General features: G+C 68.4%; 12 protein-coding genes. 7 read left to right on the forward strand and 5 right to left on the reverse strand.

Annotation, left to right across the window (positions count from 1 at the left end):
- The first annotated feature begins 27 nt into the window (after positions 1 to 27).
- A complete protein-coding gene (fbaA, locus tag BJ987_RS07275) occupies positions 28 to 1,122 on the forward strand; it encodes a class II fructose-bisphosphate aldolase (RefSeq protein WP_307869526.1) in 1,095 nt (364 codons plus the stop codon).
- A gap of 58 nt (positions 1,123 to 1,180) precedes the next feature.
- Positions 1,181 to 2,299 (forward strand): BTAD domain-containing putative transcriptional regulator, encoded by a 1,119-nt coding sequence (locus BJ987_RS07280; protein ID WP_209885924.1) that lies wholly within the window; start codon positions 1,181 to 1,183, stop codon positions 2,297 to 2,299.
- Between the two features lie 7 nt (positions 2,300 to 2,306).
- On the opposite strand, the gene BJ987_RS07285 is transcribed toward BJ987_RS07280, so the two are convergent.
- From BJ987_RS07285 to BJ987_RS07295, 3 genes are all read right to left on the reverse strand, one after another.
- Positions 2,307 to 2,612, reverse strand: coding sequence for an excalibur calcium-binding domain-containing protein (locus tag BJ987_RS07285; RefSeq protein WP_307869527.1), 306 nt, complete (start codon positions 2,610 to 2,612; stop codon positions 2,307 to 2,309).
- 71 nt (positions 2,613 to 2,683) lie between these two features.
- On the reverse strand, positions 2,684 to 3,739 hold the full coding sequence (locus tag BJ987_RS07290; protein ID WP_209885930.1) for a fused (3R)-hydroxyacyl-ACP dehydratase subunits HadA/HadB: 1,056 nt from the start codon (positions 3,737 to 3,739) through the stop codon (positions 2,684 to 2,686).
- A 117-nt stretch (positions 3,740 to 3,856) separates the two neighbouring features.
- Positions 3,857 to 4,831 (reverse strand): Rv0361 family membrane protein, encoded by a 975-nt coding sequence (locus BJ987_RS07295; RefSeq protein WP_245365857.1) that lies wholly within the window; start codon positions 4,829 to 4,831, stop codon positions 3,857 to 3,859.
- Between the two features lie 775 nt (positions 4,832 to 5,606).
- On the opposite strand from BJ987_RS07295, the gene BJ987_RS07300 reads away from it, so the two are divergent.
- From BJ987_RS07300 to BJ987_RS07310, 3 genes are all read left to right on the forward strand, one after another.
- On the forward strand, positions 5,607 to 6,188 hold the full coding sequence (locus BJ987_RS07300) for a hypothetical protein (RefSeq protein ID WP_209885933.1): 582 nt from the start codon (positions 5,607 to 5,609) through the stop codon (positions 6,186 to 6,188).
- A gap of 80 nt (positions 6,189 to 6,268) precedes the next feature.
- Positions 6,269 to 6,718: a DUF3151 domain-containing protein gene (locus BJ987_RS07305; protein ID WP_209885936.1), complete on the forward strand. Its 450-nt coding sequence runs from the start codon at positions 6,269 to 6,271 to the stop codon at positions 6,716 to 6,718.
- A 3-nt stretch (positions 6,719 to 6,721) separates the two neighbouring features.
- Entirely contained in the window at positions 6,722 to 7,870 is a 1,149-nt protein-coding gene (locus BJ987_RS07310) for an FUSC family protein (protein WP_209885939.1), read from the forward strand.
- Here the strand turns inward: BJ987_RS07310 and BJ987_RS07315 are convergent.
- A complete protein-coding gene (locus BJ987_RS07315) occupies positions 7,867 to 8,646 on the reverse strand; it encodes a site-2 protease family protein (RefSeq protein ID WP_209885942.1) in 780 nt (259 codons plus the stop codon). The two genes, BJ987_RS07310 and BJ987_RS07315, sit on opposite strands and share 4 nt — an antisense overlap.
- Complete coding sequence (locus tag BJ987_RS07320; RefSeq protein ID WP_245365858.1) at positions 8,643 to 9,305, reverse strand: hypothetical protein; 663 nt, start codon at positions 9,303 to 9,305, stop codon at positions 8,643 to 8,645. The genes BJ987_RS07315 and BJ987_RS07320 overlap by 4 nt, the downstream gene beginning before the upstream one ends.
- A gap of 255 nt (positions 9,306 to 9,560) precedes the next feature.
- Between BJ987_RS07320 and BJ987_RS07325 the strand changes: the two genes are divergently transcribed.
- Entirely contained in the window at positions 9,561 to 10,850 is a 1,290-nt protein-coding gene (locus tag BJ987_RS07325) for an adenylosuccinate synthase (RefSeq protein WP_209885946.1), read from the forward strand.
- A gap of 167 nt (positions 10,851 to 11,017) precedes the next feature.
- On the forward strand, positions 11,018 to 11,335 hold the full coding sequence (locus tag BJ987_RS07330; protein ID WP_209885948.1) for a hypothetical protein: 318 nt from the start codon (positions 11,018 to 11,020) through the stop codon (positions 11,333 to 11,335).
- Positions 11,336 to 11,444 lie beyond the last annotated feature (109 nt).

An 11,444-nucleotide genomic window follows, 5' to 3' on the forward strand; every position in this document is an offset into this window, starting at 1 on the left:
GCGTGAGCTCAGAGCCCGAAGGCGGTTGTGCAGCCTGACCACGCAGGGCTCGACGCACGCCGCCAATCGAACACGGAGGTTGTCACTGTGCCCATCGCGACTCCGGAGGTCTACGCCGAGATGCTCGGTCGGGCCAAAGCGAACTCCTTCGCCTTCCCGGCCATCAACTGCACGTCGTCGGAGACGGTGAACGCGGCCATCAAGGGCTTCGCGGACGCCGGCAGTGACGGCATCATCCAGTTCTCCACCGGCGGCTCGGAATTCGGTTCCGGCCTGGGTGTGAAAGACATGGTCACCGGTGCGGTGGCGCTGGCCGAGTTCGCGCACGTCATCGCCGCCAAGTACGACGTGACGATCGCGCTGCACACCGACCACTGCCCGAAGGACAAGCTGGACGGCTTCGTGCGGCCGCTCATCGCCATCTCCCAGGAGCGGGTGAACGCGGGCCGCGACCCGCTGTTCCAGTCGCACATGTGGGACGGTTCGGCGATCCCGATCGACGAGAACCTGGAGATCGCGAAGGAGCTGTTGAAGGCCACGCACGCGGCCAACATCATCCTCGAGGTGGAGATCGGCGTCGTCGGCGGCGAAGAGGACGGCGTCGAGGCCGAGATCAACGACAAGCTCTACACCTCCCCGGAGGATTTCGAGAAGACCATCGACGCGCTCGGCCACGGCGAGAACGGCAAGTACCTACTGGCCGCCACCTTCGGCAACGTGCACGGCGTCTACAAGCCGGGCAATGTGAAGCTGCGTCCCGAGGTGCTGGCCGAGGGCCAGCGCGTGGCCGCCGCCAAGTTGGGCCTGGGCAGCGACGCACAACCGTTCGATTTCGTCTTCCACGGCGGCTCGGGCTCGCTGAAGTCGGAGATCGAGGACGCGCTGCGTTTCGGCGTGGTGAAGATGAACGTCGACACCGACACCCAGTACGCCTTCACCCGTCCGATCGCCGGTCACATGTTCGGCAACTACGACGGCGTGCTGAAGATCGACGGCGAGGTCGGCAACAAGAAGGTCTACGATCCGCGCTCCTACCTGAAGAAGGCCGAAGCGGCCATGGCGGCGCGTGTCGTCGAGGCGTGCAATGATCTGAAGTCTGCGGGACGGTCGATCAGCGCCTGACCCTTTCGCCTCTCGGGGGCAAGGGTTTTGCCGCCGATGAGGGAGCAATAGGAAGTTCATGAGTGTGGATGTGCGCGTGCTCGGGCCCGTCCGGTTGTTCGTCGGTGGTGAACCGGTGGCGGTCGGCGGGCCCAAGCCGCGCGCGTTGCTGGCGGCGTTGACCGTCAATCGGCGGCGCGCGGTGTCCTCGGCTGTCCTGGCCGACATGGTGTGGAACGAGGATCCGCCCGACTCCTACGCCGCGAGCCTGCAGGTGTTCGTCTCGAATATTCGTAAGGCGCTGCGTAATTCGGGTGTCGATCCGGCGCAGGTGCTGCGCACGGAGTCCTCGGGCTATCGGCTGGAGATTTCCGAGGCGGCCTGCGACATCGGCAGATTCGAGGCCGCGCGCGAGGCCGCGGCCAAGGCCGCCGGTGTCGGCGACAACGAGAGTGCGGCACGGCTCTACGCGACCGCGTTGCGGGAGTGGACCGGTCGCGCGCTGGCCGATCTGGCGGGTCTGGGTTTCGCCGACGGATTCGCCACCGCCATGGACGAGGAGCGCCTGGTCGCCGCCTCGGCTCGGATCGACGCCGAGATCGCCTGCGGGCGGCACTCTTCGGTGATCGGCGAGCTGCGTTCGATGACCGCCGAACATCCGCTGCGGGAACCGCTGTGGGGTCAGCTGATCACCGCGCTGTATCTGTCCGGGCGGCAAGCCGACGCGCTCGCCGCCGCGCGCACGGTCAAGGAGGTGCTCGCCGAGGAGCTCGGGATCGATCCGGGCCCCGCGCTGGTCGAGCTGGAGCAGCGGGTGCTGCGCCAGGAACCGTTGCACACCACCGAGTTCCGGCGCGCCGAAGACCTGCACAAGTACATGACCGAGACGGTCACCGAGACGCCGCGCACGGTCCGCAACGGACAGCTGCGGCTATCCGACGGCCGGGCGCAGGTGATTCCGCCAGCTGGGCTGCGCATCGGCCGGATGACCGACAACGATCTGATCCTCGACGACCCCAAGGCCAGCCGCTATCACGCGCACATCATGCCGAGCCGGGCCGGTCTGCTGATCAAGGATCTGGGTTCGGCCAACGGCGTCTACGTCAACGAGGAAGCCATCGACAACGGCGCGCTGCTCGCCGACGGCGATGTCATCCGGATCGGTGCGACCGTGCTGGTGTTCCAGGCGATCACCTGACCGGCGCTCAGTCGTCCACGTATTCGCAGGCGATGCCGTCGCCGTCGCGGTCCAGGTAGGACCAGTAGCCGGGTTCGCCGCGGCGCAGGTGCCCGTTGCCGTCGCGCCTGGCTTCGGCGCAGCTGCTGTAGAACTGCTTCTTCGGTGTGTCGCCGGCGGTCGGTCTCGGGTCCTGGTCGCGCAGTTCGCCGGCCTGCGCGAGGGCGGGCGCCGGACCGAGAATGGCGGCCGCGGGGGCGAGCCCGAATCCGGCTACCAGGCACAGGGCACCGAGGGCCGAGGCCGCGCGGCGGGAATTCACGGAGTTTCTCACGGCCTCCATCGTGCGCCGACTTCGGAATCGCTGCTATTACCGCTGATCCCGGCTTGATCGAAAGCCTGGAGTCAAGCGAAGCGCACTTCGGCCAGCGCCCGCCCGAACAGCTTGCGCCCGTCGGCGGCACCGCTCAACATGATTGTCCCGGTGCGGCTTCCGGCGTCCAGCGACTTGATCTTGCCGCTGAAGTCGACGGTGGTCGCGGCGTCCGCGGCGACCGGGACGAAACCGGAGAACCGGACGCTGAACTTCTCGATGGCGGTGGGATCGCCCAGCCACGAGGTCAGATAGTCGGCGGCCAGGCCCATGGTGAGCATGCCGTGCGCGACCACGGTCGGCAGGCCGACCAGTTCGGCGGCGCGGTCACTGAAGTGGATCGGGTTCGGGTCGCCCGAGACACCGGCGTAATTGGCGAGGTCACCGCGGGTCAGCCGGGCGGAGCCCGCGGGCAGCGCGGTGCCCGGGGATAGCTCCTCGAACGCGGGCAGCGTGTGCACGAGGGCGGGCTCGCGGGCCGGAATGTCCAGCGGGACACCGGCTACGGGCAGCTCGGCGAGCGGGCCGGTCTCGTCCAGCTCCGAGGGGCGGACGTGCATGAAGATGCTCTCCACCGCTTCCACCAGATTCGGGTCCACGTCGGCGCCGCGGCGGGCGACGATGGTGCTGGAGCCGACCTGCGCGATCTCCCCGTGCTGATTGCGCAGCACGAACTTGACGTGGATGAAGTCGTTGTCACCGAACTGGCGCAGCGAATCGATCAGGACTTCGGTCTGCATCCGGTCGCCCGCGAGGATCGGGCGGCGCATCTCGAAAACCTGATCGGTCTGCAGCACCTGGGTGAGGTCGTAGTCGGTGAGCACCGAGTCCAAGAGCGCGCGGGTACTGGCCATGCCGATCACCGAGGCGAACGTCGGCGGCGCGATCAGACCCTCGTACCCGAGCTTGCGGGCATCGGGTTCGCGCTGATGCGCACCATGATGGTTCTGCACGGCGCGGGCGAACTCGCGCACTTTCTCCCGGCCGACCTCGTAGTGGTCGCGAACCTGAAAGCGTCGTCCGGCCAGCCCAGTCGACTGACCGACAGCTCCGGTTTCCGGTTGCGCCATCGTCTGTTCCCTCGTCATGATCCGGGCCATGTTACTGGCGTATCGGACCAGTGACCAGGTGACTGTGACGTGGGCTACGGGTGACCTGGGCCTCCGCCAGCAGGGCGTTTATCCCCGTTGACGGAGGCGGTCCGGTCAGCTGCTGGGCGGCGGATCGCAGACCTTCCAGCCGTCGGCGGTGCGCTCCAGATCGAAGGTGCGCGCCGACTTCTTCGACGGATCCGCCGCGGTGTACACCGTGGCCTGGGCCAGCGCCTTGCCGTCGGAGATCTGGATGGCGTCGACCTCGTCGACCACCGGGATGGTCTTCTGCTCCTGCGAAAGCTTGTGCACGCCGGCGAAATCGGCCTCGGGCAGCTTCGCGTAGAAATCGTGCAGCGACCCGCAGGTGCTGCTGCGCAGCGCCGCGAGATCACCGGCCTTCAGCGCACTCGTGTAGTCGCCGATGGCCTCGCGGACCTGAGTCTGCGGCGAATCGTCCGAGCGGTTCGCGAAGGCGACGCCACCCGCGACCAGCGCGATGACCAGCGCGGCCGCGGCTCCGGCGCCGATCAGCAGGCGCTTGGACTTGCCGGACGCGGCGGCCGGCGCGGCCGGTTCCACCCGCTGCGGCGCGGCCATCGGCTGCGGCTGGTGCGGACGCTGCTGGGGCGGCTGCTGGCCCGCGGGCTGGAACACCGACTGGACCGGCAGCGTCATCTGCACATCCGCCGGCGACTGCGCGTGCGGCACCCGGCGCGGTTGCGGTTGCTGCTGCGAAGGACCTTGCTTGCCAGGCTGTTTCGGGCCCGCCGCCGGACGCGGAGTCATCGGCGGCTTGGTCATCGGAGCCGGACGCGGCGGGACCGCGTCGGTCCGAATCTTCTGCGTGGCCTGCTGATCCGGCCGCGGCTGCACCGGAAGCGTGGTGGTCTTCGCGTCGTCCTCGGGCTTGGCGACGATCTTCATCGCCACGGTCTCGGCATCGGCACCGGCCACATCCGGTGCGGGCGGCGGGGGAGCATCCACCGGCTCGTCGTTCCGCATCCCAACGGTATCGGCGTCGTCGGCCGAGCCCTCGACGGCGCGCGCCGGTGTCTCCGCCTTATCCGGGCGCGGCTGGATCCGCATGACAACGGTCTTCGCGTCCGCCCCGGCCGAATCGTCGGGTTCGCTTGCGGCATCAGGGGTTTCGGGCTTCGCGGGGTGCCGAGACTCGCCTGTTTCGGACGTGTGCTCGGACCTGCCTCCGGGTGTGGCGGACTTCCCCGCCGCGGGCGTGGACTGAGAGCTACCTGCTTCGAAAGTGCGCTGCGACTTCCCTGCCTCGGGCGCGGGCTGAGATTTTCCTGTCGTGGTTGGGAACTCGCTGCCTTGCGGCGCGGGGTGGGACTTGCCTGTCCCGGGTGTGGACTGGGAACTATCTGTTTCGCGAGTGCGCTGCGGTGTCCCTGCCTCGGGCGCTGGCTGAGTTTTTCCGGTCTGGGGCGTGGGCTGGGACTCGCTGGTGTTTGGCGTGGGCTGAGACCTGCCTGTCCCGGATGTGGACTGGGAACTATCTGTTTCGCGAGTGCCCTGCGGTGTCCCTGCCTCGGGCGCTGGCTGAGATTTTCCGGTCTGGGGCGTGGGCTGGGACTCGCTGGTGTTCGGCGTGGGCTGAGACTTGCCCGCCCCGGATGTGGACTGAGAATTACCTGTTTCGCGAGTGCCCTGCGGTGTCCCTGCCTCGGGCGCTGGCTGAGATTTTCCTGCCTCGGGCGCGAGTTGAGACTGGCCTGCTTCAGTTGTGGGCTGGAACGTGCCCATTTGGGGCGCGATCTCCGACTTGCTTGCCTCAGGGGCGGGCTGGGGCTTGCTTATCTCGGGCGTGGACTGGGGCTTGCTAATCTCGGGCGTTGGCTGGGACTTGCCTGCCTCGGGCGCGAGCTGGGACTGTCCTGCCTCGGCGGTGCGCTGGGACGCGCCTGTCTCCGGCGTGGGCTGGAACCTGCCTGGGTCGGGCGCGATCTCCGGCTTGCCGGCTTCGGCCGCGGGCGGGAATTTGCCGCCCTCGGGCGCGGGCTTCGGCTCGGTGGCCGCGGAGCCGGACTGCGACGTGACGGCCTCGTCTCGGCGGATGGCGGTCGTGGCGGCGTCGGCGGCTCCCGCGGCGGGCTTGGTGCCCGCACCGTCGGCGGGCGCTTGGGCACTGCCGGAAGACGCACTCCGCGCGGGCTTTTCGGCCTCGGCGGGCTCCTCGGTCTTCCACTCGCTCTTTTTGGGCGCGTCGGTCCGGCGGGCCATCTCGACCGTCCGCGCCTGCGAGCTCACGGCTTCGGGGCGGTCGTCTTTCGGCTCGGCCGCGGCCATCGGCACGGTCGGGGCGGCGGTCGAATGCTTGACGGTGGGTGCGTCGGCGGCCGGTTCCACGGCGGCGTCGGTTCGCGCGTCCTGCGGACCGGCGGATTCCGGGGCCGGCTTCTTCTCGTCGTTCGGGTCGGACACCTAATACCCCTCGCTCAGGCGGAACATGTGGAACTCGACGGCCAGCCTAGTGGGCATGTCGGTCCTACATGCAGAATGAACCGCATGACCTCCTTCGGTGACTTGCTCGGACCGCAGCCGGTACTCCTCCCGGAAAACACGGATGCGGAGGAGGCGCTGCTCAACAAGGCCGACCCGGTGCAGGTCGCGGCCGATCATCCGGCGGCTTCCATCGCCTGGGCCTACCTCGCCGAGGCGGCGCTGACCCGCGGCGGCGCGGACGGCGCCGACGCCACGGTGAACCACGACATCGTCTCCGCCTACGCGTTCGCGCGCACCGGCTACCACCGCGGCCTGGACCTGTTGCGCCGCAACGGCTGGAAGGGTTTCGGCCCGGTGCCGTGGAGCCACGAACCCAATCAGGGCTTCCTGCGCAGCGTCGGCGCCCTGGCCCGCGCGGCCAAGGTGATCGGTGAGACCGAGGAGTACGCGCGCTGCCTGGACCTGCTCGAGGACTGCGATCCGCGGGCCGCAGCGGAACTCGGACTCGAGTAGTAATTGCTGGATCCGAACTCTCGGATTGTCGTTGCCCGGACTTCCAGCGCGGATCGACTGCGGAAGTCCTGGGCGCGGCTGCGGCTGTCCTGGCTGCCGATCGTGCAGTGCGCGCTCGGCGCCGCGCTGGCCTGGTCGGTCGCGCACTACATCATCGGGCATCCGCAACCGTTCTTCGCGCCGACCGCCGCGGTGGTGTCCATCGGCGTCTCGTTCGGCGCGCGGTTGCGCCGATCGGTGGAATTGGTGGTCGGCGTCGCGGTCGGCATCGGCATCGGTGACCTCTTCATTTCCCGGGCGGGCACGGGTATCTGGCAGATCGCGCTGGTGGTCGTGGTGGCCATGGCGCTCGCGGTGTTCGTCGACGGCGGTTCCATCATCACGATGCAGGCCGCGAGTTCGGCGGTGCTGGTCGCGACCCTGATGCCGCCCTCGACGGGCACCGGTTTCCCGCGCATGATCGACGCCCTGGTCGGTGGTCTGGTCGGGGTGGTGATGGTGGCCGCGATCCCGCTGCATCCGGTTCGGCGGGCTCGGGAGCAGGCGGCCGAAGTGCTGGCGGTGATGGGTAGATCGCTGGCCGAATGCGCCGACGGACTGCTGGAACAGGATCAGGACAAGATCCAGTCCGCGCTGGACTCCGCCCGCGCGACCCAGTCCCAGATCGACTCCCTGCGCTCCTCGCTGGAGGGCGGCCGGGAGATCAGCCGGATCTCGCCGCTGTACTGGAATTCGCGCCGTCGGCTGGACAACATCCGGGCCACCGCCGATCCGCTGGACAACGCGATCCGCAATACCCGAGTCCTGTTGCGCCGCTCGCTGACCCTGGTGCGCGACGACGAGATTCTCGACGCGCGCTTGGTCGAAGAGGTCCGCAAACTGGCCGAAGCCGTCGACGTGGTGCGCCGGATGATGCTCGCCGACCCGGGTGAGCAGCCCGATCAAGCCGAGGCGGCGCGGGTGCTGCGCGTCGTGGCCAAGGGCGCGAAGCCCGAAATGGTGCAGGGCGCCGGTCTTTCCGCGCATGTGGTGTTCGCGCAGGTGCGTTCGATCGTGGTCGACCTCATGCAGGCCTGCGGCATGCAGCGGATCTCCGCGATCGCGCTGTTGCCGCCGACCGTGCCGAATCCGTACGTGCAGCCCGAGGACTAGGTCCAGAACCGGGTCAGGCGCGAGCCCCAACCGCTCCAGGACGCGGGTACCCCGGACAGCTCGTAGAGCCAGTAGACCGCGTCGAAGAACACCCGGTTGATCTGCGGGGTGAAGATCAGCGCGAACAGAATCAGCATGCCGAACGGCTTGAACTGGTCCAGGTTCTGGCGCGTCTTGTAGCTCAGCGACGGCTCGAGGATGCCGTACCCGTCCAGGCCCGGAATCGGCAGGATGTTCAGCACGAACGCGGTGATCTGCAGGAACGCCAGGAAGCTCAGGCCGAACCAGAACGCCGCGTGGCCCTGCAGGTCGCCGAAGATCCGGATGATCAGCAGCAGCACGGCCCCGCAGACCAGGTTCACCGCCGGACCCGCGAAGCTGATCAGCCGCTGGATCCGGGGGCTGAAGTTGTGGCTGTGCACGTACACCGCGCCACCAGGCAGGCCGATGCCGCCGAGCGCGATGAACACCATCGGCAGCACGATCGAGAGCAGCGGATGCGAGTACTTCAGCGGGTTCAGCGTCAGGTAGCCGCGCATTTCCACGTCCTGGTCACCGGCCCGCCACGCGGTATAGGCATGGGCGAACTCGTGCAGGCAGAGCGTGACCACCCACCCGGCGACCACCAGCACGAAGACGCCGAGCTTGGCCACGTTGGAATCGACCTCGGACAGCCAGGCCAGCACGCCGCCCGCGATGGCCAGCGCCAGCACACCGAGGAACACCGGACTCGGGCGGACCGCGCCGGTCCGCTTGCGCGGGAACGAGTACGTCATCGGACCAGCAGCCAGGACTCGTGATGCCGGTAGAAGGTCGAGCGCGGCACGGTCCGCTGGGAGCGGACGCCGTCGCGCGTCACCACCGCGCCGGGGGTGCCGAGCTGCGCCGCCCGGCCTTCCAGCCAGACCCGTCGGCTGAAGCGGCCGCGCTTCACCGCCGCGCGCACACCGGGCAGGTGCAGGCTCGGGGAAATCTGCATCGCGGTGACCACGCCGGAGAACAGCCGGTTCTCGTCCACGTAGGCCTCACCCTCCAGTTTCGCGCCGTCCACGCCGGTGATGCTCGCGCGACCGACCAGCACGGTGCCGGTGTCGTCGCGGATCAACGGCGTTCGGGTGGCGCGGCCCTCGATCGCGCGCTTGGCGGCGGCGTTGCCGGTGCCGGTCTCATAGGCCCGGGAACCGTAGGTCTTGTCGATCGGCACGTACCCGATCTCGACGTGCAGGCGTTCGGTTTTCATCAGATGGGTCAGCACGGCGGCCAGCCCGGCGTCCTCGCCGAGCACGATCAGGCGGGGCAGGCTGTCGGCGGCGAGTACGGGAAGCAGTTCGTCGATGACGGTGGTGTCCGGGATCGCGGCCGTCGGAGTGGTGGGCAGTGCCGCGAGCGCGATCGGAACCGGTGCGCCGTCGCAGCGGAGAACGTGGGTACTCAAACTGCCGTACACCCCTCCTCGTTCCGGGCCGACACACCCGGCGGTCGGGTGGACGACGTTGGCCGCTTTCGGCCCAACCATACCGGCCGATTCCGGTTTGTCCCGCCCTGCGACCAGGCTGCGGCGGTGTTGGTTGCCGGGCGCTGAGCTCAGGCCGCGCGGGCCGTCGGCTAAAATGAGTTACCGGCCACCTCCTCCAGACGGGCAGGTAGCTGCAACACGAGTGTGTTGCGCCTCGAACCGTAGGAGACAACGATGCCGGCGATCGTCCTGATCGGCGCCCAGTGGGGCGACGAAGGTAAGGGCAAGGCCACCGATCTACTGGGTGGCCGGTTGCAATGGGTGGTCCGCTATCAGGGCGGCAACAACGCCGGTCACACCGTGGTGCTGCCCAACGGCGACAAGTTCGCCCTGCACCTGATTCCCTCCGGCATCCTCACCCCCGGCGTCACCAATGTCATCGGTAACGGTGTGGTGGTGGATCCCGGCGTGCTGCTCACGGAGCTGGCCGGTCTGGAAGAGCGCGGCGTGGACACCTCCGGTCTGCTGCTCTCCGCCGACGCGCACCTGATCATGCCGTATCACGTGGCCATCGATAAGGTCACCGAACGCTTCCTCGGCAACAAGAAGATCGGCACCACCGGCCGCGGTATCGGCCCCTGCTACCAGGACAAGGTCGCCCGCGTCGGCGTCCGGGTGGCCGACGTGCTGGACGAGAAGATCCTCACCCAGAAGGTCGAAGCCGCACTGGAATTCAAGAACCAGGTGCTGGTCAAGATCTACAACCGCCGCGCGCTCGATCCGCAGCAGGTGGTCGATGAGGTGCTGGAGAAGGCCGAGGGGTTCAAGCACCGCATCGCCGACACCCGGTTGCAGCTCAACGAGGCGCTGGAGCGCGGCGAGACCGTGCTGCTGGAGGGTTCGCAGGGCACGCTGCTCGATGTCGACCACGGCACCTACCCGTACGTGACCTCGTCCAACCCGACGGCGGGCGGCGCCGCGGTGGGCTCCGGTGTGGGTCCGAACAAGATCACCACGGTGCTCGGCATCCTCAAGTGCTACACCACCCGCGTCGGCTCCGGCCCGTTCCCGACCGAGTTGTTCGACCAGTTCGGCGAGTTCCTGGCCAAGAACGGCGGCGAGGTCGGTGTCACCACCGGCCGCGCCCGTCGCTGCGGCTGGTTCGACGCGGTCATCGCCCGGTATGCCACCCGCGTCAACGGCGTCACCGACTACTTCCTCACCAAGCTGGACGTGCTGTCCGGTCTGGACACGGTGCCGATCTGTGTCGCCTACGAGGTCGACGGCAAGCGGGTCGAGCAGATGCCGACCACCCAGACCGACTTCCACCACGCCAAGCCGATCTACGAGGAGATGCCCGGCTGGTGGGAGGATATCTCCGCCGCGAAGACCTTCGATCAGCTGCCGGCCAACGCGCAGGCGTATGTACTTCGGCTGGAAGAGCTTTCGGGCGCGCGCATCTCCTGCATCGGCGTCGGTCCGGGCCGGGACCAGACCATCGTCCGGCACGACGTGCTGGGCTGACCATTCCCGCCGTTCCGCACTGGGCCGCGGCGCCGGTTCCGGTTAGCATGTGGCGAGCACATGATCGGAATCGGTGTGCCTGAGCGTTTTTCGATAAGGATGGTGTTGTCGACGTGTCGGCTCGGAACCGGACAATGCGGAATGGGTTCTCGCGAAGCACGTTTCGGGTGGCGGTAGGCGCGCTAGCGGTCGCGCTGGCCACCGGTCTGGCGGGCGTGGCCTTGGCCCAGCCCACACAGCCCGGTGTGACCACGCAGACCCCGCCCCCCGCGCCCGAGGAACCCGGGGAGTTGAAAGCGGCGAACCCGCAGGCTCCGCCCGTGCCGCGCGCGCCCCGCAGTACGCCCAAGCCGGAGCCGACACCGGAACCCAAGCCGCACGCCGTGCAGTTCGGTGACGTGACGGTGCCGGTACCCAACGAGGTTCCGGTCGACGTGGTCGATTCCTGGAACAAGGCGCTCAACGGGGGCCAGCCGCGGCCCTGAGCCGAGTAAACTCGACTCAGGCTCGGTCAGCGACGGCAGCCCGTTCGTAGGTTCGCCGGGCCGCTGTCGTATGTCTGGCACTGTCGTGTGTCTGGCACGGTTGTGTGAT

Origin of the sequence: Nocardia goodfellowii (assembly GCF_017875645.1) — a bacterium.
Taxonomy (GTDB): domain Bacteria; phylum Actinomycetota; class Actinomycetes; order Mycobacteriales; family Mycobacteriaceae; genus Nocardia; species Nocardia goodfellowii.

Coding starts and splice junctions, on each gene's coding strand:
- BJ987_RS07280 (WP_209885924.1), top strand. CDS start 1,181: ATGAGTGTGGATGTGCGCGTGCTCGGGCCCGTCCGGTTGTTCGTCGGT.
- BJ987_RS07290 (WP_209885930.1), bottom strand. CDS start 3,739: ATGACGAGGGAACAGACGATGGCGCAACCGGAAACCGGAGCTGTCGGT.
- BJ987_RS07295 (WP_245365857.1), bottom strand. CDS start 4,831: ATGCGGATCCAGCCGCGCCCGGATAAGGCGGAGACACCGGCGCGCGCC.
- BJ987_RS07305 (WP_209885936.1), top strand. CDS start 6,269: ATGACCTCCTTCGGTGACTTGCTCGGACCGCAGCCGGTACTCCTCCCG.
- BJ987_RS07315 (WP_209885942.1), bottom strand. CDS start 8,646: ATGACGTACTCGTTCCCGCGCAAGCGGACCGGCGCGGTCCGCCCGAGT.
- BJ987_RS07325 (WP_209885946.1), top strand. CDS start 9,561: ATGCCGGCGATCGTCCTGATCGGCGCCCAGTGGGGCGACGAAGGTAAG.